Source organism: Streptococcus symci (assembly GCF_006385165.1).
GTDB lineage: Bacteria > Bacillota > Bacilli > Lactobacillales > Streptococcaceae > Streptococcus > Streptococcus symci.
The window spans coordinates 575,460-601,605 of the sequence record NZ_VFJA01000001.1; the positions used below are offsets into that span (position 1 = coordinate 575,460).

The window sequence follows — 26,146 nt, forward strand, 5'->3', positions numbered from 1 at the left end:
ATCTCCTTTATAGATATGAGCCAAATTGGCTAAAGTCAAAGACATTTAAAAATTCCTGGGCTCGTTTGGTTTGAGGATTGGTAAAGAAGGCTTGAGCCGTTCCTTCTTCAGCGATTTTCCCTTGGTCGAGGAAGATAATCCGATCGGCAATGGCTTGGGCAAACTGCATTTCGTGAGTTACTAAAATCATGGTGCGCCCTTCTTGGGCCAAATCATTGATCAGTTCCAGAACTTCACGCACCATTTCTGGGTCCAGTGAAGCCGTCACTTCGTCAAAGAGGATAATTTCTGGATGCATGAGTAGGGCACGGACAATTGCAACCCGTTGCTTCTGTCCACCAGACAATTGACGAGCAAAGCTATGTTGTTTATCTAGCAAACCGACACGTTCAAGTAGTTGCAAAGCTTCTTCCGTTACTTCCTTCTTGTCTCTTCCCTGAGCCTTGATAGGACCTAGGATGAGGTTCTGTAGGACATCCAGATGGGGAAAGAGTTCATAGCTTTGAAAGACCATGCCAATCTTTTGGCGAACTAGGTGAAAGTCTTTTTTATTTTCAACGATAGACTGACCATCCAGCAGGATATCTCCTCCTTGAATACTTTCTAAGCCATTGAGGCAACGAAGCAGGGTACTTTTCCCACAACCAGAAGGTCCTAGAATGACGACAACTTCCCCTTTTTTGATTTCTAGAGAAAGTCCTTGGAGGATGGGATTGTCTCCGAAGGATTTTTTTAGTTCCTTGATTTCTAAGATAGTTTCAGACATTTAGTTCCTCCAATGTTTTTCTAAGTGAGTGGATAGTTTGGAAATAGGAAAGCAAACTGCGAAATATAAGACCAGAATGGTTCCATAAATCCAGAAGGAAGCGGTTGGGATGGTCAGGCGATTGCTATCAATGATTTGTTGTCCAACCTTGGTAACCTCAACAACCCCAATCAAAACAACCAAGGAAGTGGTTTTGATCATCCGAGTGACAAGATTGATGGCTTGTGGAAGTAATCTTCTCAAAACCTGTGGGATGATGATGTGGTAGTAAAGTTGAACATTGGTCAAACCTAGCGCCTGTCCACTTTCAAACTGATGCTTAGGGAGGGAAGTGATGGCTCCACGGACCAAGTCCCCCATTTCAGCTGTTCCCCAGAGGGTAAAAACGATAATAGCTGAAGTCTCACCTGAGATATTGATATTAAAGTTTCGAGCCAAGCCGAAATAAACGATGAAGAGCAGCACTAGTTGGGGCATAATACGGATAAATTCCAGATACAATCGTGTTAAAAATCGTATGATTCTAGAATGGGAGGTCATGATGATTCCCATGACTGTTCCGAACATCATGGATAAGAGGACAGACAGGAAAGAAATGCCAATTGTGACACCTAATCCCTGTAAGATTCTCAGGAGATTATTTCCCTGGAAGAGTACTTGGATTCCCGAATCCTGCATGGCGGAGCCTCCTTTCTATCCAACTAAAGAGCAGAGAGATGGGTAGCAACATGATAAGATAAGCAACTACCAACATAGCTAGCGCAATGTCTGTCTCATAATATAGTCCAATCAAGTCCTTGGCAACGTACATGAGGTCGGCCAAAGCTACTGCTGAGAAAACAGAGGTTTCCTTGATGAGGAAAATGACATTGGCACTAAAGGAGGGGAGTGCCACAGCTGTTGCTTGCGGAAGAACCACATAGCGAAAGACCTGTACAGGCGTCAGACCGATTGCTAATCCAATCTCCTGCTGGGTTTGACTGACGGCTTCCAGCCCACTTCGGAAAGATTCTGCCATATAGGAGCCTCCTAAAAAGACCAGTCCCAGAGTAGCACAGACTTCTGAAGATAGGACAATCCCTATTCGGGGAAGTCCGAAGTAGAGAAAGAAGAGTTGAATCAAAAGGGGCGTGTTGCGTGACAATTCAATGTAGGCTGTCGCTATTTGCGCCAAAACAGGAATTCGATAATGTCGGATGATACTAACGATTAAACCGAGCAGAAAGGATCCCAGAATTCCCCAAACTGCAATATGCAAGGTTAGAAAGAATGCCTTTTGATATAGTGGTAGATATTGTTCAACAATGGACCAATCCAAAAATAGAACCTCCCATCTAGAAATAATATAGTTATTGTAGCACTTAAAAGTTCCTTTGGATAATATGTATTTTTTATTGCCGTTATAAGGATTTTTTATCATAGACAGAATCTTTCTGAAATTTCCAAACAAAATATTTGAAAAGTTTTGAAAAAAGAGTTAAGATATTTTTGTAATATACAAAGTAAACGCTTACTTATTAAGGAGGGCATTTTATGTCATACAAAACAAGCAATGCAGAAGGTTATGTAGATTTCATCAATACCTATGATTTGGAGCCAATGGCGCAACAAGTTATCCCTAAAGCAGCATTTGGCTATATCGCTAGTGGGGCGGAAGATACTTTCACTCTGCGTGAGAATATTCGTGCCTTTAACCACAAACTCATCGTTCCGCATACGCTTTGCAATGTAGAAAATCCAAGTACAGAGATTGAATTTGCAGGTGAAAAATTGTCTTCACCAATCATTATGGCGCCTGTTGCGGCCCATAAATTAGCAAACGAACAGGGTGAAGTAGCTACTGCGCGTGGTGTGCATGAGTTCGGTTCTCTTTATACAACTAGCTCTTACTCTACTGTAGACCTTCCTGAAATTACGGAAGCCCTTCAAGGGACACCTCACTGGTTCCAATTTTACTTTAGTAAGGATGACGGTATTAACCGCCACATCATGGACCGTGTGAAGGCTGAAGGTTATAAAGCGATTGTCTTGACAGCAGATGCGACTGTAGGAGGCAATCGTGAGGTGGACAAGCGCAATGGTTTTGTCTTCCCAGTTGGCATGCCGATTGTTGAAGAATATCTACCAGAAGGTGCTGGTAAATCAATGGACTTTGTTTACAAATCAGCTAAACAACGTTTGTCTCCACGTGATGTAGAATTTATCGCTGAATACTCTGGACTTCCTGTTTATGTCAAGGGACCACAATGCCGTGAGGACGTTGAACGTTCGCTTGCTGCAGGTGCCTCTGGTATCTGGGTAACCAACCACGGTGGTCGCCAAATTGACGGTGGACCAGCTGCTTTTGACTCACTTCAAGAAGTAGCAGAAGCAGTTGACAAACGCGTACCAATTGTCTTTGACTCAGGTATTCGTCGTGGTCAACACGTCTTTAAAGCCTTGGCTTCAGGAGCAGACTTGGTAGCTATTGGTCGCCCGGTTATCTATGGCTTGGCTCTCGGCGGTAGTGTTGGTGTGCGTCAAGTCTTTGAACACTTGAATGCAGAATTGAAGACAGTCATGCAGTTATCTGGAACTCAGACTATTGAAGATGTTAAACATTTCAAACTTCGTCACAACCCATACAACCCAACCTTCCCAGTTGACCCACGTGACTTAAAATTGTATTGATAAAAGAGATTGCCTCCACTGAATGTGGAGGTTTTTCTTAGTGTATAGGAAGAATAAATCACCATTGAAAACTATATAAATATATTTTTCAGTCAAATATCTTGCTAGGGCTTTCATTTTTTGCTATACTGGTGCAGTAATTAAATAATAAAGACATTTGGGGTGCTTTAGGCTGAGATGATACCCATTGAACCTGATACAGTTAAGACTGGCGAAGGGAAATGTGAAACGTTTTTTCGTATGGCGAAATGAACAATCTAATCTTGTAAGTCAACTCTAATTCTTGATTGTAATTGGAGTTTTTTTATTTATATAAACTGGATGAAGGTGATACAAAGCATTTAGGTAGCTCTTCTTGAACGCCCTTGATTTTCTTTAAAAAGGTCAAGTAAAACTAGGATTTTCTTGATGTTTTGTTGATTACGAACGAGTAAAGAGAGGAAAAATAAATATGGAAACACAAGACTATGCATTTGAGACAGGTTTGACTGTTGGAGAATTATTAAAAAGCAGTCAAGATGATTGGCAGGCTGCAATCAATCATCGTTTTGTTAAGGAACTTTTTGCGGGGACAATTGAGAATAAGGTCTTAAGAGACTACCTAATTCAAGATTATCACTTCTTTGATGCCTTCTTATCCATGCTGGGTGCTTGCGTAGCCCACGCAGACCAGCTTGAATCCAAGCTTCGTTTTGCCAAGCAACTAGGCTTTCTTGAAGCAGACGAAGATGGTTATTTCCAAAAGGCTTTCAAGGAGTTAAAAGTATCTGAGAATGACTATCTGGAAGCGACCTTGCACCCTGTAACAAAAGCCTTTCAGGATCTTATGTATTCGGCAGTGGCTTCATCAGACTATGCTCATCTTTTGGTCATGCTGGTCATTGCAGAAGGTCTCTATTTAGACTGGGGTTCTAAAGATTTGGCTCTACCTGAAGCCTATATTCATTCGGAATGGATCAATCTCCACAGAGGTCCTTTCTTTGCAGAGTGGGTTCAATTTCTGGTTGACGAACTCAATCGTGTCGGGAAAAGTCGAGAAGATTTGACAGAACTTCAGCAACGCTGGAACCAAGCAGTCGCTTTAGAATTAGCTTTTTTTGATATTGGTTATGATGCCTAGAGAAGGCTCGTTATATTTACAAATTTGATGAGGTAAATCATTCAATGTAAATAAAAAAATTTCTTAACGAAAGATAGAGATAAATCGAAATCAGTAGATCGTATAAAGTGAAAAGAAAGGATTTCAATATGACAAGTTTAAAATTATTAAAAGAAAAAGCACCTTTGGTCATTTGCATCACCAATGATGTAGTAAAAAATTTCACAGCAAATGGATTAGTAGCACTGGGTGCATCACCAGCTATGAGTGAGTTTCCTGCAGATTTAGAGGATTTGTTAAAGTATGCTGGTGGTTTATTAATAAACATAGGAACATTGACAGATGAAAATTGGAAATTATATCAAGCTGCTTTGAAAATTGCAGAGAAATATAATGTCCCAGCAGTTTTAGATCCTGTAGCCTGCGGAGCAGGAGAATATAGAAAAAAAGTAGCAGATGATCTAATCAACAATTATAAACTAGCAGCGATTAGAGGAAATGCTGGCGAGATTGCCTCTTTAGTAGGAATAAATGTGGCATCTAAAGGAGTAGATAGTGCGGGCGTAGATAATATTGATGAAATTGCTCTAGCAGCAAATAAGAAGTTCAATATTCCAATAGTAGTAACTGGTGAAGTGGATGCTATTGCGGTAAATGGAGAAGTGGTGACGATTCATAATGGTAGTGCCATGATGCCAAAAGTTATTGGGACAGGATGCTTATTAGGCGCTGTAGTAGCAAGCTTTATCGGACTTGAAAAAGGTCAAGAATTGAAATCATTAGAAACAGCAATGTTGGTTTACAATATAGCTGGAGAAATGGCAGAAAAACGTCCAAATGGGCATTTTCCTGGAACATTTAAAGTTGAATTTATAAATGCCTTATACGAGATTACAGATGAAGATGTAAAGAAATTCAAAAGAGTGAAGTAAGATGTTTCAAAAAGAATTACTAAAACTATATTTTATTTGTGGAACGACCACTTGCCAAGGAAAAGATCTTTATAAGGTCGTTGAGGAAGCCTTAAAAGGTGGTATAACCTTATTTCAATTCCGTGAAAAAGGTGAGGGAGCCCTGGAAGGTAAAGAAAAAGTCGAATTAGCAATAAAACTACAGGATCTTTGTAAAAAATACAATGTTCCGTTTATTGTTAATGATGATATTGAGTTAGCATTAGAAATAGACGCTGATGGCGTACATGTAGGGCAGGATGACCTTGGAGTTGATGAAATTAGAAAATTGATGCCAGATAAAATAATTGGTCTTTCTATAAAAAACGAGGACGAATTTCAACAATCAAAAGTTGAATATGTAGATTATGTTGGTGTTGGTCCTGTATTTGATACCCAGTCAAAGGACGATGCTGGTGGTGCTATAGGTTATGAAGGTCTTAAATTGATGAGAAAACTATTGCCACAACTGCCCTTAGTTGCAATTGGTGGGATACAGACGAAACATATTAAAGACATTATGAAGACCAATGTTGACGGCGTTTCAATAATTTCAGCAATATCATATGCAAAAAATATAGAAAAAACTGTTCGAGAAATGAGTGAACAATAGGTATGGATCTAACCAAAGAAAGATCTGCTGTCTTTGTGAGTGCAAGTCTGTATTTCCCAGTTCAATTTCTTGAACTAGAATAAATCGTTTGTTATAATATTTATATAATTAAATAATAAAGACATTTGGGGTGCTTTAGGCTGAGATGATACCCATTGAACCTGATACAGTTAAGACTGGCGAAGGGAAATGTGAAATGGTTTTGTATTTATAGAAACTAACCATCTAATCTTGTAAGCTGAACTCTAATTCCTATCTGTAATTAGAGTTTTTTCTTTTACGAAACTGGATGAAGATGATACAAAGCATTTAGGTAGCTCACCTTGAATACCCCACTTTTCTTTAAAAAAAGGAGTTTTTTATGTTGAAAAAATGGCAATTAAAAGATGTTATCTTACTTGCTTTCTTGTCTATCTTTTTTGGTGGCGTTTTTGTAGGATCTGGCTACCTGTTTGATATCCTCACTCTGATTTTAGCACCTCTTGGTTTACAGGCCTTTGCCAATGAAATCCTCTTTGGTCTCTGGTGTATGGCTGCGCCTATTGCTGCAATCTTTGTTCCAAGAGTGGGAAGCGCAACGATTGGTGAAGTGCTAGCTGCGCTTGCTGAAGTCCTTTATGGTAGCCAATTCGGTCTAGGTGCCCTTTTGTCTGGCTTGGTTCAAGGTTTGGGAAGTGAACTTGGTTTTATCGTAACCAAGAATCGCTATGAAAGTTGGCTCTCTCTAACTGCTAATAGTATTGGGATTACGCTTGTTAGCTTTGTCTATGAATACATTAAGTTAGGTTACTACGCCTTTTCACTTCCTTTTGTTCTTTCCTTGCTTGTAGTACGTTTTATTTCCGTCTTTTTCTTCTGTACTATCTTGGTTCGTGCCATTGTCAAACTTTATCATCAGTTTGTAGCTGGGGGCAAGGCATAGATGGGGCTGGAACTACGAGCGATTCAGTCCCCAATCTTCTCTGAGCCGCTTGATTTTACTTTTCATGCGCAAGCCTTTACCTTGTTAGTTGGGAGCAGTGGTTCAGGAAAATCCAGTCTCTTTCAAATGATTGCCCAAGTCAGTTCTCTTCCCTATAGGGGTCAAGTCCTGATAAATGGGAGCGAGGTCAGTCAGCTTTCTATCATCGAACGTGTCCAGACGGTTGGTATTCTTCTTCAAAATCCCAATCATCAATTTACCATGGAGAACTTGTTTGAGGAGCTGATTTTTACCTTGGAAAATATTGGGCATCCCGTTCAGGAAATTGATTCTAAAATAGCAGAGGTTGTCCAGCAATGTCGCTGCAAGGCGATTTTGCACCGTCCAATTCATCACTTATCAGGTGGGGAAAAGCAAAAGGCTGCACTGGCTGTTCTCTTTGCTATGAATCCTAGGGTCTATCTCTTGGATGAGCCCTTCGCTTCCATTGACCGCAAGAGCAGAATCGAGATATTGGAGATTCTAAAAGAGTTAGCCTCTAATGGGAAGGCAGTCATCCTGTGCGACCATGATTTATCTGATTATGAAGCCTATATCGACCATATGGTGGAGCTAAGAGATGGACAACTAAGGGAAGTGTTTCAAATCCCTACCTCTGAGATGACACAGGTTGCTTCAAAGGAGGTTGCTTCTAGCCCGGAACTGTTCCATATGGATCGAACGTCTTGTGAGCTGGATAAGCGTTCCCTCTTTTCGATTGTGAATTTTACATTTTACCAGGGAATTTCCTGTATCTTGGGTGACAATGGTGTCGGGAAATCAACCCTCTTTCGGTCTATTCTTCAATTTCAAAAGTATAAGGGGCGCATTACCTGGAAGGGGACAGTCCTGAAAAAGAAAAAGAGTTTGTATCGTGACCTGACGGGTGTTGTTCAGGAAGCTGAGAAACAGTTTATCAGAGTCAGTCTGCGAGAGGAGCTTCAATTAGATGGACCTGATTCTGAAAGAAATCAGCGAATTTTCCAAGCTTTACAATATTTTGATCTGGAGCAGGCTCTTGATAAGAGTCCCTATCAATTAAGTGGTGGCCAGCAAAAGATTCTTCAGCTCTTGACCATCTTGACTAGTAAGGCCTCTGTGATCTTGCTAGATGAACCTTTTGCTGGTTTGGATGATAGAGCCTGCCATTATTTTTGTCAGTGGATTGTGGAGGAGAGAAATCAAGGAAGAAGTTTTCTGATCATTAGCCATCGTTTAGATCCCTTGATCTCTGTGGTTGATTATTGGATTGAGATGACTAGTCAGGGTCTCAGTCATGTGAAAGAAGTGACAATTACCAAACCACTCACATCTCAGAGTAGCAATATTCAAGGGGAGGTAAGATAGTATGATAAAAGTAGCAACCCAGACACCGATTATCAGTCTCTTCTTGCTGATTTTATCCTTGGAAACATCTTTCATTCCTTCGATTGCTCTGAATCTTTCAGTAGTCGCATTTTGCATTCTCTTTATGTTCTATTACCGGCGATTTAAAGTATTGGCTTGGATGATTCTGCTCGCCATTTTGCCATCTTTGGCCAACTACTGGGCAGTTCAGTTACACGGAGATGCTTCGCAGGCAGTGATGCTTGGAACGAGGGCCTTTGTGACCGTTTGTATTGGTCTTGTCTTTGTTTCCTCTATTTCCCTAAAAGAGCTTCTTTTGTACTTGGCTCAAAAGGGGTTATCACGGTCTTGGGCTTATGCCTTGATTGTGGTATTCAATTCCTTCCCCCTTATTCAGCAAGAAATCAAGTCCCTCAAGGAAGCGTGCTTATTACGCGGTCAAGAACTACATTTTTGGTCGCCCTTGATTTATAGCAAGGTTCTGATGACAGTCTTTAGGTGGCGCCATCTTTACCTGAGAGCCCTGTCGGCGCATGGATATGACGAACATGCACAGGTGGAGAATCGCTATCGGACTTTTTATATTCCTCAAAGGACAATATTCATCTACCTGCTGTTCTTTTTATTACTTCAAACCAGTCTATTTTTATAAAGGAGTTATTATGGAATTTACAGATATTGCGATGGAATTATCCAAGGAAGCTTGGCAGGCATCCTTTCATCATCCCTTTGTTTTACAGTTGCAAGAGGGGAATTTAGAACCTGCAATTTTCCGCTATTACTTAATTCAGGATGCCTACTATCTGAAGGCTTTTTCAGAAGCCTATCACCTCTTGGCTGAAAAGACTTCCAACCAAGAGATGAAGAGACTCTTGAAACAAAATGCTCAGAGTCTAGTGGAGGGTGAGTTATTTATCCGCCAACAATTTTTCAAGGAATTGGAAATCAGCGATCAGGAAATGGAGCAACATCCAATCGCTCCAACCTGCTATCATTATATCTCTCACATTTATCGGCAATTTGAAGAAGCAAATCTAGCCATTGCCTTTGCAAGTTTGCTGCCTTGTCCTTGGCTATATCATGATATTGGCAAATCACTTAATCTTAAACCATCACCAAATCCTCTCTACCAACAATGGATTGAAACTTATATTACGGATGAGTTAGAGCAACAGATCAGAGAGGAGGGAGCGCTGGTTAATCAACTCTATCGAGAAAGTGACGATACAGACAGGAAAAAAATGCTAGATGCCTTCCACATTAGTGTTCACATGGAAGCCAAGTTTTGGGAAATGGCCTACCAACACCAGACATGGAAGAGTGATTTACACTCTTTAGAAAAAGGAGAAGAATAGAAATATGAGAAAGAACCAATTGCAAGTTCACAAATTAACCATTTTATCTATGATGATTGCCCTTGATGTAGTCCTTACACCTATCTTTCGGATTGAGGGAATGGCACCGATGTCCAGTGTAGTCAATATTCTAGCAGGAATCATGATGGGACCTGTTTATGCTTTGGCTATGGCTACAGTGACAGCCTTTATCCGTATGACGACTCAAGGGATTCCGCCTTTAGCTCTCACAGGAGCGACTTTTGGAGCCCTTCTAGCAGGTCTCTTTTATAAGTATGGTCGAAAATTTCATTATTCCGCTCTAGGAGAGATTTTGGGAACAGGTATTATTGGTTCTATTGTTTCCTATCCTGTTATGGTACTCTTTACAGGATCAGCTGCTAAGCTTAGCTGGTTTATCTACACTCCTCGATTTTTCGGAGCAACCTTGATTGGTACAGCGATTTCCTTTATTGCCTTTCGATTTTTAATCAAGCAGGAATTCTTTAAAAAAGTGCAGGGATATTTCTTTGGTGAAAGGATAGACTGATGCAGGCATTGACAAATCCTTTTCCTCTGGGAACGACTTCCCTCATTCACTGTATTACCAATGAAATTTCTTGTGAAATGCTGGCAAATGGGATTTTGGCTCTGGGATGTAAACCTGTCATGGCAGATGATCCCCGTGAGGTTCTTGATTTTACTAAGCAAAGCCAGGCACTCTTCATCAATTTGGGGCACTTCTCAGCTGAGAAGGAAAAAGCAATCCGTATGGTAGCTTCTTATGCCACTCAAGTTTCTCTCCCAATGGTAGTAGATGCGGTTGGCGTAACAGCTTCATCCATTCGCAAGAGTTTAGTTAAAGACCTTTTAGACTATAGACCTACGGTCCTTAAAGGAAACATGTCAGAAATCCGAAGTCTTGTTGGCTTAAAACACCACGGAGTTGGGGTCGATGCGAGTGCTAAAGATCAAGAAACTGATGATTTGCTTCAAGTCTTGAAAGACTGGTGTCAGCTTTATCCTGGTATGTCATTCTTAGTTACTGGCCCCAAGGACCTCATCGTTTCAAAGAATCAGGTTGCTGTATTGGGAAATGGCTGTGTAGAATTAGACTGGATAACAGGGACAGGAGACTTGGTTGGAGCTTTAACAGCTGTTTTTCTCAGCCAAGGAAAAACTGCCTTTGAAGCTTCTTGCTTAGCAGTCTCTTATCTCAATATCGCTGCTGAGAAAATAGTTGTTCAAGGAATGGGATTGGAAGATTTTCGTTACCAAGTGCTCAATCAGCTTTCGCTCCTCAGAAGAGATGAAAACTGGCTAGATGCTATCAAAGGAGATGTTTATGAATAGAGAGGCGCTTAGACTGTATTTGGTAACCAATCGTTACCAAGATTCCGTGGAAAGCTTTCTTGAAAAGGTTGAGAAGGCTTGCCGTTCAGGGGTTACCATAGTCCAATTACGAGAAAAAAATCTTACAACCAATCAATATTATCAACTGGCAAAACAAGTCAAGGAAATAACAGATGCCTATCAGGTACCCCTGATCATCGATGATCGTTTGGATGTCTGTCTTGCAGTTGATGCTGCTGGTCTGCATATTGGCGACGATGAATTACCCGTTTCGGTTGCCCGCAAAGTCCTAGGTCCTGAAAAAATCCTCGGTGTCACAGCTAAAACAGTAAAAAGAGCCCTTGAAGCAGAAGAAGGGGGAGCAGATTACTTGGGGACAGGAGCCATTTTCCCAACTACCACTAAGGAAAATGCGCCTATCACCCTGATTTCAACCTTGAAAACAATTTGTCAAAGGGTCGCCATTCCAGTAGTTGCTATCGGAGGTTTAACTTCGGAGAACATTGACCAACTTATGGGCACTGGCATAGCTGGTGTAGCTGTAGTGCGTGATTTGATGCAGGCAGAAGATATAGAGGCAAAAACGCAAGCCTTTTTGACAAAGTTAGATGACATTATTTTCTAATTAATACTCAATGAAAATCAAAGAGCAAACTAGGAAGCTAGCCGCAGGTTGCTCAAAGCACTGCTTTGAGGTTGCAGATAAAGTTGACGTAGTTTGAAGAGATTTTAGAAGACTATAAAAACTCTCTAATTCCCTTAAAGTGGGAACTAGAGAGTTTTTTTAATCTTTAAAGCTTGTATGGTTGACTGGGCCAGAACCATGACCGAGTTGAGGAGCGTCTTGAATGGCTTTTGTGATAAAGGCCTTGGCCTTATCGACTGCTTGATAGAGGGTTTTCCCCTTGGCTAGTTCAGCCGTAATCACTGCAGCAAAGGTACATCCAGTACCATGGGTGTGACAGGTTTGAATTCTTGGGCTTTCCCAGACAAATTGGTCATCCTTGGTAAAGAGGAAATCCTTGGCACCGCCTTCGAGATGCCCACCTTTGATTACCACAGACTGAGGACCAAATTCTTTTAAAATCAGGCGACCGGCACGCTGCATGTCTTCAGGATCATGGATTGAAAAGCCAACAATCTCTTCTGCCTCAGGAAGATTCGGTGTGATAATACTTGCAAGGGGAAGTAGGTTTGTTTTTAGGTAAGTTCTGGCACTGGTATCAATCAGGGTATCACCGCTTGTTGCGACCATAACAGGGTCAAGGACATAGGGACAATCCAGCTTTTTAAGATAGGGCTGGATGATTTCCATGATTTCAGTAGTTGCCAACATTCCAGTTTTTACAGCCTGAGGTGGAATATCCGAAAAGACACTGTCCAATTGGGCTTTCAACATTTGAGGAGAAACGTGCTCGATTAATTGAACACCTCTGGTATTTTGAGCGACAAGACTGGTCACAACGGCCATTCCATAGACATCTCTAGCTTGGAATGACTTTAAATCTGCCATAATGCCAGCCCCACCACTAGGGTCAGTCCCTGCAATGGTCAAAGCAACGGGTAAATAAGTCATCTAAAACCTCCCAACCAACTGAAGTTTGTATTCTTAAGAACAAGCTAGTCTGTTTCAGGAAGGCAATAGAAGACTGCTAGTCCCCATTATCATTTCCACTTCCATCAGCTAGCATTACCTAGATTGAGTCAAAGGGTCTAACAGTCGTTAATCTCAGCTTTACGCACCCCTAGTGGTTGTTTTCTTTTTTCTTTAGTATAGCATATTTTTATAGTTTATATAGTAAGATTTGACTGAAAATCCTTTATCAAATTGTTAAAATTCAATTTTTCAAAGAAAAGATTGATTTTATAATTGACAATTGTAGATTTTAAGAGTATACTGATAATTGTAATTGACAAATGTAGATTTTGGAGGTGTGCTAATGCAGATTTCAGATGCAGAATGGCAGGTCATGAAGATTATTTGGATGCAAGGAGAGCAGACTAGTACGGATTTAATCAGGGTTCTAGCGGAGCGGTTCGACTGGTCCAAGTCAACCATTCAAACTCTTTTGGCTCGTTTGGTTGAGAAAGAGTGTCTGACAAGGAAAAAAGAAGGTAAGTCCTTTATCTATTCAGCCCTTTTAACTTTGGACCAAAGTCGGGATTTACTTGTCCAAGATATCAAGGACAAGGTTTGTTCTCGTAGGATTAAGAACTTGTTGGCTGATTTGATTGCTGAATGTGATTTTACTCAGGCTGACTTGGCAGACTTGGAAGCTGTGATTTCAGAGAAGAAATCAAGTGCTGTAACAGAAGTAAGATGTAATTGTATGTAAAGGAGACGTCATGTTAAATAGTATTGTAACCATTGTTTGTATTGCCCTTATCGCCTTTATCTTGTTTTGGTTTTTCAAAAAGCCTGAAAAATCTGGACAAAAGGCCCAGCAAAAAAAGGGCTACCAAGAGATTCGAGTGGAAGTCATGGGGGGCTATACGCCTGAGTTGATTATCCTCAAGAAATCAGTGCCAGCCCGCATTGTCTTTGACCGCAAGGATCCTTCACCCTGTTTGGACCAAATTGTTTTTCCAGATTTTGGTGTACATGCGGACCTGCCAATGGGTGAAGAGTATGTAGTGGAAATCACGCCTGAGCAGGCTGGAGAGTATGGTTTCTCTTGTGGCATGAATATGATGCACGGTAAGATAATTGTAGAATAGGAGAATGATATGACTGAAATTATAAAAGCAAATCTTGAAAATGGTGTTCAAAAAATCCGTATCACGGCAGACAAAGGCTACCATCCAGCCCATATCCAGCTTCAAAAGGGAATTCCTGCTGAGATTACCTTTCATCGAGCAACTCCTTCAAACTGTTACAAGGAAATTCTGTTTGAAGAAGAAGGCATCTTGGAACCAATCGGCGTAGACGAAGAGAAAACAATTCGTTTTACACCTCAAGAATTAGGCCAACATGAATTTTCTTGTGGCATGAAGATGCAAAAGGGAAGTTATACAGTTGTTGAGAAGACTCGAAAATCTCTATCACTTTTACAGCGTTTTTGGATTACTAGTATCTTTACTGTGCCTCTTGTGATCCTCATGATTGGGATGTCGACAGGAGGAATTAGTCACCAAGTCATGCGTTGGGGCACCTTTTTAGCCACAACACCGATTATGCTAGTAGCAGGTGGTCCTTATATCCAAAGTGCTTGGGCTAGTTTTAAAAAGCATAATGCCAACATGGATACCTTGGTTGCTCTGGGAACCCTAGTGGCCTATTTCTATAGCTTAGTTGCCCTCTTCGCTGGCCTCCCCGTTTACTTTGAAAGTGCTGCCTTTATCTTCTTCTTCGTTCTTATGGGAGCCGTTTTTGAGGAGAAAATGCGGAAAAATACTTCCCAAGCTGTGGAGAAATTACTTGACTTGCAGGCTAAAACTGCAGAAGTCTTGCGTGAGGATAATTATGTTCAAGTCCCTTTGGAGCAAGTCAAGGTAGGTGACCTGATTCGAGTGCGTCCCGGTGAAAAGATTGCGGTTGATGGTGTCGTAGTAGAAGGTATCTCTAGTATTGATGAGTCTATGGTGACAGGTGAGAGTCTGCCTGTGGACAAGACAGTTGGAGATACCGTGATTGGCTCAACCATCAATAATAGTGGAACGCTTGTTTTTAAGGCAGAAAAAGTTGGCTCAGAGACAGTTTTGGCTCAGATTGTGGATTTTGTGAAGAAAGCTCAGACAAGTCGTGCGCCGATTCAGGACTTGACGGATAAAATTTCAGGCATTTTTGTCCCAGCAGTTGTCATTTTAGGGATTGTGACCTTTTGGGTTTGGTTCGTCTTGCTCAGGGATAGTGTAGTTGTGCTTGGAGCGAGCTTTGTGTCTTCGCTTCTCTATGGAGTAGCAGTTCTGATTATTGCCTGCCCTTGTGCATTGGGACTTGCAACACCGACAGCCCTCATGGTGGGGACAGGTCGCAGTGCTAAGATGGGAGTTCTCCTTAAAAATGGAACGGTTCTACAGGAAATCCAGAAAGTCCAAACTATTGTCTTTGATAAAACAGGAACTTTGACGGAAGGGAAACCAGTGGTAACAGATATCATCGGCGACGAGGCAGAGGTGCTTGGATTGGCAGCTTCCTTGGAAGAAGCTTCACAACACCCACTGGCTGAGGCCATTGTCAAGCGAGCGACTGAAACTGGACTTGAGCTTCACACTGTGGAAAATTTCCAAGCCCTGCACGGAAAAGGTGTTTCAGGGCAAATCAATGAAAAACAAGTTCTGCTTGGAAATGCTAAAATGCTGGATGGCATGAACATTTCTAGCACTTATCAAGAAAAACTAGAAGAACTGGAAAAAGAAGCTAAGACAGTTGTGTTCTTGGCTGTTGAGAATGAAATCAAAGGCTTGCTTGCTCTGCAAGATATTCCTAAGGAAAATGCTAAGCTTGCCATCAGTCAGTTGAAAAAACGAGGTCTTAAAACAGTCATGCTGACAGGAGACAATGCAGGTGTGGCGCGTGCTATTGCCGATCAGATCGGAATCGAAGAGGTCATTGCAGGTGTCTTACCAGAAGAAAAAGCCCATGAAATCCATAAACTACAAGCGACTGGCAAAGTAGCCTTTGTTGGGGACGGTATCAATGATGCTCCTGCCCTCAGTGTAGCAGATGTGGGGATTGCTATGGGAGCTGGAACAGATATTGCCATCGAGTCAGCAGATTTGGTGTTGACAACTAATAACCTCCTAGGAGTGGTTCGTGCCTTTGACATGAGTAAGAAAACCTTTCATCGTATTCTGCTCAATCTTTTCTGGGCCTTTATCTACAATGTCGCCGGAATTCCGATTGCAGCAGGAGTCTTTTCAGGTGTTGGACTGGCCCTCAATCCAGAACTAGCTGGTCTAGCCATGGCCTTTAGTTCTGTATCTGTTCTGACTAGTTCACTCTTACTAAACTTTAGTAAAATAGATTAAAAGCGGGCTTGCTCGCTTTTTATACTCTTTGAAAATCTCTTCAAACCACGTCAGCTTTATCTGCAACCTCAAAGCTGTGCTTTGAGCAACCTGTGGCTAGCTTCCTAGTTTGCTCTTTGATTTTCATTGAGTATTATAAAACAGAAACTAAAAACGTTTTCAAACTGTACTGTAATAGAGAATAGAAACTTCTGAGCAGATTCTTAGTAAACTAAAAATAAATGTGATAAATTAGTAGTGTAAAAATTTACTGAAACGTTTTCAAAAACTATATGAAACCTTTTTTAGTAGATTTAAAAATATTTGAAGGAGAGTTATCACTATGACTCAAGGGAAAATTACTGCATCTGCAGCAATGCTTAACGTATTGAAAACATGGGGCGTAGACACAATCTACGGTATCCCATCAGGAACACTCAGCTCATTGATGGACGCTTTGGCTGAAGATAAAGATATCCGCTTCTTGCAAGTTCGCCACGAAGAAACAGGTGCTCTTGCAGCGGTTATGCAAGCTAAATTCGGCGGCTCAATCGGGGTTGCAGTTGGTTCAGGTGGTCCAGGTGCGACTCACTTGATTAACGGTGTTTACGATGCAGCTATGGATAACACTCCATTCCTAGCAATCCTTGGATCACGTCCAGTTAACGAACTCAACATGGATGCTTTCCAAGAATTGAACCAAAACCCAATGTACAACGGTATCGCTGTATACAATAAACGTGTAGCTTACGCTGAGCAATTGCCAAAAGTTATTGACGAAGCTTGCCGTGCTGCAGTTTCTAAAAAAGGTCCAGCTGTTGTTGAAATCCCAGTAAACTTCGGTTTCCAAGAAATCGACGAAAACTCTTACTATGGATCAGGTTCATACGAGCGTTCATTCATCGCTCCTGCTTTGAACGAAGTTGAAATCGACAAAGCTGTTGAAATCTTGAACAATGCTGAACGTCCAGTTATCTATGCTGGTTACGGTGGTGTTAAAGCTGGTGAAGTGATCACTGAATTGTCACGTAAAATCAAAGCACCAATCATCACAACTGGTAAAAACTTTGAAGCCTTTGAATGGAACTATGAAGGTTTGACAGGTTCTGCTTACCGTGTTGGTTGGAAACCAGCCAACGAAGTTGTCTTTGAAGCAGACACAGTTCTTTTCCTTGGTTCAAACTTCCCATTTGCTGAAGTTTACGAAGCATTCAAGAACACTGAAAAATTCATCCAAGTTGATATCGACCCTTACAAACTTGGTAAACGTCATGCCCTTGACGCATCTATCCTTGGTGACGCAGGTCAAGCAGCTAAAGCTATCCTTGACAAAGTGAATCCAGTTGAATCAACTCCATGGTGGCGTGCAAACGTTAAGAATAACCAAAACTGGCGTGATTACATGAACAAACTCGAAGGTAAAACTGAGGGTGAATTGCAATTGTATCAAGTTTACAATGCAATCAACAAACATGCTGATCAAGACGCTATCTATTCAATCGACGTAGGTGACACTACTCAAACATCTACTCGTCACCTTCACATGACACCTAAGAACATGTGGCGTACATCTCCACTATTTGCGACAATGGGTATTGCCCTTCCTGGTGGTATCGCTGCTAAGAAAGACAATCCAGATCGCCAAGTATGGAACATCATGGGTGACGGTGCATTCAACATGTGCTACCCAGACGTTATCACAAACGTTCAATACGACCTTCCAGTTATCAACGTTGTCTTCTCAAATGGTAAATATGCCTTCATCAAGGACAAATACGAAGACACAAACAAACACTTGTTTGGTTGTGACTTCCCTAATGCTGACTATGCGAAAATCGCTGAAGCTCAAGGAGCTGTTGGATTTACAGTTGACCGTATCGAAGACATCGATGCAGTTGTTGCAGAAGCTGTTAAATTGAACAAAGAAGGTAAAACTGTTGTGATCGATGCTCGCATCACTCCACACCGTCCACTTCCAGTAGAAGTACTTGAATTGGATCCAAAACTTCACTCAGAAGAAGCAATCAAAGCCTTCAAGGAAAAATACGAAGCAGAAGAACTCGTACCATTCCGTCTCTTCTTGGAAGAAGAAGGGTTGCAATCACGCGCAATTAAATAATTCCTCTCGTCGAAAATCAAAGATAAATTTATAGACTTCTTTATTAGGTTACTGCCGACGATTCCATCATTGAAACCTTAATTTTCAATGATGGAATCTAGTGCGGAGCCTAGAAAAAGTCCCAAGGGATTTTTCGTAGTTTGATGAGCAAAGATTTGCCATCAAACTTGGTTCCGCCTTGTTTGTTCTTTGATTTTCATAGAGAGAAACTTGAAAAGATCGGAGCAATCCGGTCTTTTTCTGGAGGATAGTAAATGAATTTAAATCAATTAGATATTATCGTTTCCGATGTTCCCCAAGTCTGTGCTGACTTGGAGCGTATTTTGGGTAAAAAATCCGATTATGTTGATGACAGTTTTGCTCAATTTACGATTGGCAGTCACTGTCTGATGTTGTCCCAAAATCATTTGATTCCTTTGGAAGATTTTCAGTCAGGAATCATTCTTCATATCGAGGTTGAGGATCTAAATCAGAATTACCAACGTTTAAAAGAGATCGGTGTCGAGATTTTACATGGTATTTGTGAAACGGATTGGGAAACAGAGTCCTTATTAGTTAAAGGCCCTGCTGGTCTAGTGCTTGATTTTTATCGTATGAAATAGGACATAGTAGAGTTTGATCGCCAGCAAAAGTTATAGCATAAGAGGGGATTTCTTTACTATTTTTATAAAATCTTCTCCCTACTTTATAAGATTGGAAAAAGAGTTCAATTCGGACTCTTTTTCTGCTATAATGAGGGGAGAAAAATCAGACAGGAGATTGACATGTCAGAACCATTATTTTTACAATCAGTTATGCAAGAAAAAATCTGGGGGGGAACCAAGCTACGTGATGAGTTTGGCTATGACATCCCAAGTGAAAAAATAGGGGAATACTGGGCCATCTCAGCTCATCCAAATGGAGTTTCAAAGGTGGCTAATGGTCGCTACGAGGGAACAGACCTAGCTACTTTGTATGCGGAACACCGTGAATTGTTTGGCAATCGTCCAGAACCTGTATTTCCACTTTTGACCAAAATCCTCGATGCCAACGACTGGCTCAGCGTCCAAGTTCACCCAGACGATGCTTACGGACTCGAGCATGAAGGCGAACTTGGAAAAACAGAATGCTGGTACATCATCGCTGCGGACGAAGGTTCAGAGATTATCTATGGTCACAATGCCAAGTCAAAAGAAGAACTCCGCCAGCACATCGAGGACAAGAACTGGGATGATTTGTTGACAAAAGTACCAGTTAAAGCTGGAGATTTCTTCTATGTACCAAGCGGAACCATGCACGCTATCGGGGCAGGTATCTTAATTCTTGAAACCCAACAATCTAGTGACACCACCTATCGCGTCTATGACTTTGACCGTAAGGATGATAAGGGTAACTTGCGTGAACTTCACCTTGAAAAATCTATCGATGTTTTAAACATTGGTGAGCCAGCAAATAGCCGTCCTGTGACTGTCAAAGCAGATGATTTGCGTTCTACTCTCCTTGTATCCAATGATTTCTTCGCAGTCTACAAGTGGGAAATTACTGGAAAAGTTGACTTCGAAAAGACAGCTGATTACAGCTTGTTGAGTGTCTTGGTTGGTCAAGGTCAGCTAACTGTTGATGGAAAGAACTATCCGATTCAAAAAGGTAGCCACTTTATCCTACCAAGCGATGTTGAAGCTTGGACCCTAGAAGGGCAAGGTTTGGAATTGATTGTTAGCCATCCATAAAAAAGAAAGGGCCTGAGTTCACTACTCAAGTCCTTTTTGATTACATAAATTGGGCGATAAAGACCACGATGATGATAATTGGAATGATGAAACGAAGAAGGAAGAGCCAGACTTGGAAAAGTCCCTGTTTCCACACTGTTTCATCGAGATGGAGTTCCTCCATTGCAAGTGTCTTCTTAAAGATGTAGCCAGTAAAGAGTGAAAGGCAGAGAGCTCCAAATGGCATAAGAAGATTAGAAACCAAGAAATCCATAGCATCAAAGAAGGTCTTCCCAAAGATGTGAACATCCGCCATGACACCATAAGACAGGGCTGAAGGAATTCCAAAGACAAAGGTCAAGATTCCTAAAATGGCACTCCACATGGCACGCTTGCTGTTGTCCTGGTTGGTGATATTGCCCACATTGATTTCCAGCATAACGACGGAAGAAGTGACTGTCGCAAAGAGGAAGAGCAAGAGGAAGAGAATGTAGAAAATGGTTCCAAAAGGCATCTTGTCAAAGAGTTGAGGCAAGACGATAAAGAGCAAGCTCGGTCCCCCTTCAGACTGGATATTGAATGCTGACATAGCTGGGAAAATGGCGAGACCTGCCATGATGGATACCGAGATGTTCATGGCTACAATGGAAATCCCTGACTGGACCAGATTGGTTTTTTTGTCTAAGTAAGAAGCATAGGTCAGCATGGCTGTAACTCCTAGTGAGAGGGCAAAGAAAGATTGTCCCAGAGCATAGAGGAGACCAGCACTAGTCAGCTTAGAGAAGTCTGGTTTTAGGAAGTAGAGAACGCCTTCCATGGCATTTGGCAAACTGAGAGAACGACCGATGATGACGACAAAGATGATAAAGAGCAGAGGCATCATGACTTTCGAAGCTCTTTCAATCCCTTTTTGAACCCCACGTGATACAATAAAGATATTCAATAGGATAAAGGCTGCTTGAGCTCCAAGGGCAATGGCTGGATTTGAAATGATTGAAGTAAATAACTGAGCGTAATCACCCGTTCCACCAATTTGGAACAATTTCCCAAACTCAATACCCAGATAAACCAGAATCCATCCCCCAATAACACTGTAGAAAGATAAGAGGATAAAGAGGGCAAAGGCACCAATCCAACCGATGAAGTTGTACTTGCCATTCTTGCCCAGTTTTCCAAAGGTTTTAATCCCAGAGACACCAGCACTTCGGCCAAGGGCAAATTCAGCCAGCAAAAGGGGGAAACCGATTAGAATAGTGGAGATGAGAAAGACTAATAAAAAGCCCCCTCCACCGTTAGCAGCAGTCATATAGGGGAATTTCCAAACGGCACCAAGTCCGATGGCTGAACCAGCAGATGCTAGGATGAAGCCTAGTTTAGAACCCCATTGAGATTTTTCAGACATAGTTAAACTCCTAAAATTAGTGTTACAAAAGAAAAAGCTACTGCCCTTGGCAAATAGCCTCATCAGTACTCAAAATGAGCTTTTCCTTTGATTGATAGACTTGACTATCCTATCATGTTTTCTAAGGTCTGTCAAGAAAACCATTTTCAAGTTTTCACACCTTTCTCAAAAATTTTTAAAAATTTCGCAAAAACGCTTGACTCTGACCTAAGGGGAGGGGTTATACTATCAATGTAAGGAGGAAAACATGTACCATATAAAAGAAGCTGCGCAGCTTTCAGGTGTTTCTGTTAAGACCCTGCACCACTACGACAAGATAGGCCTTCTGGTCCCTTTAAAGTCAGAAAACGGATATCGAACATACAGCCAAGAGGATTTGGAACGCCTACAGGTCATTCTTTACTACAAATATCTAGGTTTTTCTTTAGAAAAAATAGCAGAGCTATTAAAGGAAGAAAGGACAGATTTATTGCCTCATTTGACCAGACAGTTGGACTATTTGACTCGAGAAAGGGAACATCTGGATACCTTGATTTCAACTTTGCAAAAAACCATTCAAGAACAAAAAGGAGAAAGAGAAATGAGCATTCAAGAGAAATTTGCTGGATTTAACTACCAAGACCATCAAAAATACCACCACGAGGCGGTAGAGAAATATGGACAAGAAGTCATGGATCAAGCGCTGGAGCGCCAGAAAGGTCACGAAGATGAGGCTACGGCTGCCTTCAACCAAGTTTTTCAAGCTTTGGCACAAAATCTTCAAGCTGGTATACCTGTAACAGCAACAGAAAACCAAGAAGAAGCTGCTAAACTCTTGCAAGCCATCCGTACCTATGGATTCGACTGCTCTATTGAGGTATTCGGATATATCGGCAAGGGCTACGTCTATAATCCAGAGTTTAAGGAAAATATTGACAAATTTGGACCAGGAACAGCCCAGTACACATCAGATGTCATTGCTCACTATGTCCAAACTCAGACAAAATAAAATCGGAGGAGTGATCTTCCGATTTTTACTAAATTCAAGCACTACTTGCTTAATAATTTTTCTACTACATTTAGTTTTCGCATTGTCAAATCTACATTAAAAAGCTTTTCAAGATAGTTGGTATGGAGTTTCTTTTGTTTTGCAGTTCTAGGGAGATAGAGGTAAAGACAATGGTTACCGATACAAATTTCTTCTTCACCGTAATCAATTTTCAATTTTTCTAAAGGGAGACTTTGAATAGATTCTTGATAAAAAATCACGTGTATACGGTCATAAAGATAGTGTTCTCCAAACGGATTTTCTTGGACAATGTTTTCAAAATCATCCTTATTCTTAATGATTATTTTGAGATTGGCTCCAATCTTTTCCTTTATTAGAGTATGAACCTGTTCTCGTATTTCTTCGAGAGCTAAGTTACTTTCAAGAATAATATTTCCACTTTGAATATAGGTTCGAACTTGTTGAAAACCGGCTTCTGTTAAGATATCTACTAGATAAGACATTTTAGGGATAGCATTTTTTCCATTAGGAGTAACTCCCCTTAACAAGATAATATGTTCCAAAGGACTTCCTTTCTTTTGGGGCTGATTTAGCCATTAAATAATTCAGATTTAGATTGGGTTTGATCCCGCCACCCAACCAGTACAGAGGGCAGAAGTGATGTTAAACCCACCCGTGTGGGCATTGATATCCAGTACCTCGCCAGCAAAGTGGAGTCCAGGTACCAGCTTACTTTCTAGAGTTTTGGGATTGATTTCCTTGAGACTGACGCCCCCTTTGGTAACAAAGGACTTGGCAAGGGACATTTTTCCGGTCACAGGGATTTTGAGTGCTTTGATAGACTGGAGAAGTTGTTCGCGTTCCTTTTCAGTCAGTTGTTTGACTTTTTCTGGATAGCCTTGCACAAAAAATTCTGCCAAGCGTTCTGGAAGCAAAGTTTTTAAAGCGTTTTTCAAGGATTTTTCACGATTTTCTTCTAGGAATGCAGCCAAGTCCTTCTCAGAAAGTTGAGGGAAAACATCCAGTGAGAGAACCTCCCCACCCTTGACAAAGCTAGACATACGCAGAGCAGCAGGGCCAGACAAACCAAAGTGGGTAAAAAGCAGATCGTGCGTGATGACATGTTTTCCATAGCTTAAGGTCACATCGTCTAGTGAAATCCCCTGAAGTGCTTTGTGTGGAAAATCCGTTAATAATGGACTTTCAGCGGCCTCAAGCTCGGTAATGGTATGCTTGAAATGACGGGCAATCTCGTGACCAAAACCAGTTGAACCAGTAGAAGGATAGGATTTCCCACCAGTTGTGACAATAAGTTTCTCACAAGTGAAGCTTTGGTCTGCGGACTTAAGGACAAATTGGTCATCTATCTTTTTAACCGAAACAATTTCTGTTTGAGTGAGAACTTGTCCGCCTAGCTCAGCGATTTTTTTATCCAAGGCTTCGATAATGGTCCGAGATTTGTCGCTGGCAGGAAAGACGCGTCCGTGATCCTCGACCTTAAGTTTGACTCCATTTTCCGTAAAAAAGTTGATGATATCGTGGTTATCAAACTGGGAGAAGACACTGTATAAAAAGCGCCCATTTCCAGGGATTCCAGCTAGTAGGTCATCTAGAGTTCCGTTGTTGGTGACATTGCAACGTCCCCCACCAGTCCCAGCTAATTTTTTTCCAAGTTTCCGATTTTTTTCGATGAGGAGGGTTTTCTGTCCATAAAAGCTACTGGAAATTGTAGCCATCATGCCAGCAGGTCCTCCACCGATGACAATAGTATCAAAATGTTTCATAGCTCTATTGTACCACAAAAAAACAAGAGATGAAGTCATCTCTTGTCAAGAATGCAATTAATCAATTTCATATCCCATCAGCAAACCGCCATCTTCTGCATAGAAACTGCAGAGGCCAGAGGTTGGGAGAATTTTAATATCCGCCTGTGGGAAATTTTCACGAATTCGCTCTGAAAGCTGTTGGCAACATTTCTCGTTATTGCGTTGGGCCATGACAATACGGCCACCAGCATATCCAGCTTTAATGATTTCATCATAGGCAGCTTGAACTGATTTCTTTGAACCTCGTGCTTTTTGTAGCAATTCAAGGGTTCCAGTTTCACTAGCTTCTCCGACCATACGGATATTTAGAAGGCCAACGACCGTACCGATAAGCTTGCTCAAACGGCCGTTCTTCACTAAGTTATCGACTTTGGCTAGGACAAAGAGCAACTTGGTTTTTTCTTGATAGGCAGTGATAGCTTCAACCACTTCTTCAAAAGATAAGCCCTGGTCAATCAAGTCATTCAATTTTTCTACGAGTAGGTCAACCTCACCACCAGCAGACAAGCTATCAATTACATGAATCTTAGTGTCAGGATGGTCTTCAAGATAAATATTCTTGGCTAGTTGAGCACTATTGTGACTGCCAGAGAGAGTACCTGTGATGGTTACTAGGAAAATGTTTTTGGCTCCTTCAAATGCTCGTAAATAATCATCTGGGCTTGGACAAGCTGATTTTGAAGCTTCTGCGGTTGCATACATGGTTTCCATCATTTGGTCAATGTCAAGACTGGCATCATCAACAAAGACCTGATCAGCTACTTGAATGGTTAAGGGGACACTTACAAAGGTCGTGTCAATAGCTGGTCTTGCCAGCTGACGATAATCACAACCAGAGTCAGCAATAATCTTCCAAGTCATAGAAATTCTCCATCTTTGTCAGTTATACATTGACAAAGGTTCTGTCTTTTTTTACAATTATATCATGAAAGCCCTTGAAACAAAAGCCTCATCCGTCTGTTGTGACAAGTAGAAAGAAAATGTTATGTCTGAACGTAGAATCTCTGAAAAATCTCTTGAAAATCTCAGAAAATCAAACCAAGAATCCAATTTATTAACTAGAGAAGCTATTGAAACAGCCCTCTTACAACTCTTGGAAAAAAAGGACTTGACCAAGATTAGTATTTCTGAATTGGTCAAACGTGCAGGCGTTTCGCGTGCGGCCTTTTACCGCAATTATGATTCCAAAGAGGAAATTTTAGAGAGCGTCTTTAAACGGAGCGTCCACAACATCATGGAACAGCTGCACCATTATGATTTAAAGACAGACCTTTATCTGGTCTGGGTTCACCTTTTCCGCGAGGCAAGAAAGGAAGCCAGAGTGATTCAATTGGCCTTAGATTACCATTTGGAAAAAATCTTTGTCCAAGCCATGCAGGAATTTCTAGAAAAATACCATGGAAAATCAAAAGGTGTCAGCTCTTATCTTCATTCCTTCTGGAGTTCAGCCATCGTCTCAGTCCTTTTAAAATGGATCAAGGATGGCATGAAGGTACCAGCTGAAAAGATTGCGGATTTACGGTTACCATTTTTTAAAAAATAGAGAAAAAGGAGAAGAGATATGACTGAAAAAAGACTAGCATGGGATGAGTATTTTGCAGCCCAAGCCTTACTAATTGCCAATCGTTCCACTTGTAAACGTGCCAAAGTGGGCGCAATTTTGGTAAAGGATAATAAAGTTATTTCCACTGGTTATAATGGTTCGGTGTCAGGGACTGAGCATTGTATTGATCACGAATGTCTGGTCATTGAAGGTCACTGTGTTCGCACTCTTCACGCAGAGGTTAATGCCATTCTCCAAGGTGCAGAACGTGGGGTTCCCAAAGGCTTTACAGCCTATGTGACCCACTTTCCATGTCTAAACTGTACAAAACAATTGCTTCAGGTTGGTTGTAAGCGCGTGGTTTATATCAACCAGTACCGAATGGACGACTATGCCCAATACCTTTATCAAGAAAAGGGAACAGAATTAACCCATTTACCACTTGAGACAGTACAAGCAGCTCTTAAAGAGGCAGATCTAATGTAAAAATTATCAAAAATAAATGGTTTAGAAAGATTTTTAAACCGTTTTTTGGTA

28 protein-coding genes and 3 riboswitches are annotated in these 26,146 nt (G+C 41.2%); of the genes, 20 read left to right on the forward strand and 8 right to left on the reverse strand.

The annotated features are described in order from the left end of the window. Positions 1–7: 7 nt before the first annotated feature. From FJN11_RS02695 to FJN11_RS02705, 3 genes are read right to left on the reverse strand one after another with little or no spacing between them, the layout of a single operon-like run. Positions 8–766 (reverse strand): amino acid ABC transporter ATP-binding protein, encoded by a 759-nt coding sequence (locus FJN11_RS02695; protein ID WP_000005009.1) that lies wholly within the window; start codon positions 764–766, stop codon positions 8–10. Then, positions 767–1,444 carry an amino acid ABC transporter permease gene (locus FJN11_RS02700; protein WP_120769945.1) on the reverse strand — a complete coding sequence of 226 codons (678 nt, stop codon included), beginning with the start codon at positions 1,442–1,444 and terminating at the stop codon, positions 767–769. After that, on the reverse strand, positions 1,404–2,084 hold the full coding sequence (locus tag FJN11_RS02705) for an amino acid ABC transporter permease (RefSeq protein ID WP_140224197.1): 681 nt from the start codon (positions 2,082–2,084) through the stop codon (positions 1,404–1,406). Before FJN11_RS02705 ends, FJN11_RS02700 begins: the two co-directional genes overlap by 41 nt. Positions 2,085–2,299: 215 nt before the next feature. Between FJN11_RS02705 and lctO the strand changes: the two genes are divergently transcribed. The 11 genes from lctO (at position 2,300) to thiE (FJN11_RS02760) (ending at position 11,718) form a co-directional block, all read left to right on the forward strand. Then, positions 2,300–3,436 (forward strand): L-lactate oxidase, encoded by a 1,137-nt coding sequence (gene lctO / locus FJN11_RS02710; RefSeq protein WP_140223992.1) that lies wholly within the window; start codon positions 2,300–2,302, stop codon positions 3,434–3,436. A gap of 148 nt (positions 3,437–3,584) precedes the next feature. Further along, positions 3,585–3,673, forward strand: a riboswitch (TPP riboswitch). A 214-nt stretch (positions 3,674–3,887) separates the two neighbouring features. Then, on the forward strand, positions 3,888–4,556 hold the full coding sequence (locus tag FJN11_RS02715; RefSeq protein WP_140223993.1) for a TenA family protein: 669 nt from the start codon (positions 3,888–3,890) through the stop codon (positions 4,554–4,556). Positions 4,557–4,684: 128 nt separating this feature from the next. Then, positions 4,685–5,467 (forward strand): hydroxyethylthiazole kinase, encoded by a 783-nt coding sequence (gene thiM, locus FJN11_RS02720; protein ID WP_181146381.1) that lies wholly within the window; start codon positions 4,685–4,687, stop codon positions 5,465–5,467. 1 nt (position 5,468) lies between these two features. Then, positions 5,469–6,098 (forward strand): thiamine phosphate synthase, encoded by a 630-nt coding sequence (gene thiE, locus FJN11_RS02725; RefSeq protein ID WP_140223995.1) that lies wholly within the window; start codon positions 5,469–5,471, stop codon positions 6,096–6,098. A 116-nt stretch (positions 6,099–6,214) separates the two neighbouring features. Then, positions 6,215–6,303, forward strand: a riboswitch (TPP riboswitch). Between the two features lie 156 nt (positions 6,304–6,459). Continuing rightward, positions 6,460–7,020 carry an ECF transporter S component gene (locus tag FJN11_RS02730; RefSeq protein ID WP_120769949.1) on the forward strand — a complete coding sequence of 187 codons (561 nt, stop codon included), beginning with the start codon at positions 6,460–6,462 and terminating at the stop codon, positions 7,018–7,020. Then, positions 7,021–8,406 carry an ATP-binding cassette domain-containing protein gene (locus FJN11_RS02735; protein WP_140223996.1) on the forward strand — a complete coding sequence of 462 codons (1,386 nt, stop codon included), beginning with the start codon at positions 7,021–7,023 and terminating at the stop codon, positions 8,404–8,406. Between the two features lies 1 nt (position 8,407). Then, positions 8,408–9,058 carry an energy-coupling factor transporter transmembrane component T gene (locus FJN11_RS02740; protein ID WP_140223997.1) on the forward strand — a complete coding sequence of 217 codons (651 nt, stop codon included), beginning with the start codon at positions 8,408–8,410 and terminating at the stop codon, positions 9,056–9,058. Between the two features lie 10 nt (positions 9,059–9,068). Further along, complete coding sequence (gene tenA / locus FJN11_RS02745; protein WP_140223998.1) at positions 9,069–9,761, forward strand: thiaminase II; 693 nt, start codon at positions 9,069–9,071, stop codon at positions 9,759–9,761. Positions 9,762–9,765: 4 nt separating this feature from the next. Continuing rightward, on the forward strand, positions 9,766–10,290 hold the full coding sequence (thiW, locus tag FJN11_RS02750) for an energy coupling factor transporter S component ThiW (RefSeq protein WP_140223999.1): 525 nt from the start codon (positions 9,766–9,768) through the stop codon (positions 10,288–10,290). Then, complete coding sequence (gene thiM / locus FJN11_RS02755) at positions 10,290–11,093, forward strand: hydroxyethylthiazole kinase (protein ID WP_140224000.1); 804 nt, start codon at positions 10,290–10,292, stop codon at positions 11,091–11,093. Before thiW ends, thiM (FJN11_RS02755) begins: the two co-directional genes overlap by 1 nt. Next, positions 11,086–11,718, forward strand: coding sequence for a thiamine phosphate synthase (gene thiE / locus FJN11_RS02760; RefSeq protein WP_049551514.1), 633 nt, complete (start codon positions 11,086–11,088; stop codon positions 11,716–11,718). Before thiM (FJN11_RS02755) ends, thiE (FJN11_RS02760) begins: the two co-directional genes overlap by 8 nt. Positions 11,719–11,877: 159 nt before the next feature. Here thiE (FJN11_RS02760) and thiD read toward each other — a convergent pair whose 3' ends face one another. After that, a complete protein-coding gene (thiD, locus tag FJN11_RS02765) occupies positions 11,878–12,669 on the reverse strand; it encodes a bifunctional hydroxymethylpyrimidine kinase/phosphomethylpyrimidine kinase (RefSeq protein ID WP_115904848.1) in 792 nt (263 codons plus the stop codon). An 83-nt stretch (positions 12,670–12,752) separates the two neighbouring features. After that, positions 12,753–12,850: riboswitch (TPP riboswitch) on the reverse strand. 183 nt (positions 12,851–13,033) lie between these two features. Here thiD and FJN11_RS02770 point away from each other — a divergent pair. From FJN11_RS02770 to manA, 6 genes are all read left to right on the forward strand, one after another. Further along, entirely contained in the window at positions 13,034–13,429 is a 396-nt protein-coding gene (locus FJN11_RS02770; protein ID WP_140224001.1) for a CopY/TcrY family copper transport repressor, read from the forward strand. A 10-nt stretch (positions 13,430–13,439) separates the two neighbouring features. Continuing rightward, the gene (locus tag FJN11_RS02775) at positions 13,440–13,811 is read left to right on the forward strand and encodes a cupredoxin domain-containing protein (RefSeq protein WP_140224002.1); all 372 of its coding nucleotides are present in this window, start codon (positions 13,440–13,442) and stop codon (positions 13,809–13,811) included. A 9-nt stretch (positions 13,812–13,820) separates the two neighbouring features. Further along, complete coding sequence (locus tag FJN11_RS02780; RefSeq protein WP_140224003.1) at positions 13,821–16,064, forward strand: heavy metal translocating P-type ATPase; 2,244 nt, start codon at positions 13,821–13,823, stop codon at positions 16,062–16,064. 322 nt (positions 16,065–16,386) lie between these two features. Continuing rightward, a complete protein-coding gene (gene spxB / locus FJN11_RS02785) occupies positions 16,387–18,162 on the forward strand; it encodes a pyruvate oxidase (RefSeq protein ID WP_049535419.1) in 1,776 nt (591 codons plus the stop codon). 254 nt (positions 18,163–18,416) lie between these two features. After that, a complete protein-coding gene (locus FJN11_RS02790) occupies positions 18,417–18,764 on the forward strand; it encodes a VOC family protein (protein ID WP_140224004.1) in 348 nt (115 codons plus the stop codon). 162 nt (positions 18,765–18,926) lie between these two features. After that, a complete protein-coding gene (manA, locus tag FJN11_RS02795; protein ID WP_140224005.1) occupies positions 18,927–19,871 on the forward strand; it encodes a mannose-6-phosphate isomerase, class I in 945 nt (314 codons plus the stop codon). 40 nt (positions 19,872–19,911) lie between these two features. Here the strand turns inward: manA and FJN11_RS02800 are convergent, their stop codons facing one another. Then, positions 19,912–21,252 (reverse strand): sodium-dependent transporter, encoded by a 1,341-nt coding sequence (locus FJN11_RS02800; protein WP_140224006.1) that lies wholly within the window; start codon positions 21,250–21,252, stop codon positions 19,912–19,914. A gap of 247 nt (positions 21,253–21,499) precedes the next feature. Here FJN11_RS02800 and FJN11_RS02805 point away from each other — a divergent pair, with 247 nt between their 5' ends. Then, positions 21,500–22,240, forward strand: a complete 741-nt coding sequence (locus tag FJN11_RS02805) for a MerR family transcriptional regulator (RefSeq protein WP_140224007.1) — start codon at positions 21,500–21,502, stop codon at positions 22,238–22,240. Between the two features lie 41 nt (positions 22,241–22,281). Here FJN11_RS02805 and FJN11_RS02810 read toward each other — a convergent pair whose 3' ends face one another. The 3 genes from FJN11_RS02810 to FJN11_RS02820 are packed head-to-tail and all read right to left on the reverse strand — an operon-like array spanning position 22,282 to position 24,927. After that, positions 22,282–22,803 (reverse strand): DUF1697 domain-containing protein, encoded by a 522-nt coding sequence (locus FJN11_RS02810; RefSeq protein ID WP_000400053.1) that lies wholly within the window; start codon positions 22,801–22,803, stop codon positions 22,282–22,284. A gap of 48 nt (positions 22,804–22,851) precedes the next feature. Further along, positions 22,852–24,024 (reverse strand): aminoacetone oxidase, encoded by a 1,173-nt coding sequence (gene aao / locus FJN11_RS02815; RefSeq protein WP_140224008.1) that lies wholly within the window; start codon positions 24,022–24,024, stop codon positions 22,852–22,854. A 57-nt stretch (positions 24,025–24,081) separates the two neighbouring features. After that, positions 24,082–24,927: a DegV family protein gene (locus FJN11_RS02820; protein ID WP_140224009.1), complete on the reverse strand. Its 846-nt coding sequence runs from the start codon at positions 24,925–24,927 to the stop codon at positions 24,082–24,084. Between the two features lie 124 nt (positions 24,928–25,051). Here FJN11_RS02820 and FJN11_RS02825 point away from each other — a divergent pair, with 124 nt between their 5' ends. Together FJN11_RS02825 and FJN11_RS02830 are read left to right on the forward strand one after the other, a co-directional pair. Beyond that, positions 25,052–25,609, forward strand: coding sequence for a TetR/AcrR family transcriptional regulator (locus FJN11_RS02825; RefSeq protein WP_000004132.1), 558 nt, complete (start codon positions 25,052–25,054; stop codon positions 25,607–25,609). Positions 25,610–25,627: 18 nt separating this feature from the next. Then, entirely contained in the window at positions 25,628–26,095 is a 468-nt protein-coding gene (locus FJN11_RS02830; protein ID WP_000136973.1) for a deoxycytidylate deaminase, read from the forward strand. Positions 26,096–26,146 lie beyond the last annotated feature (51 nt).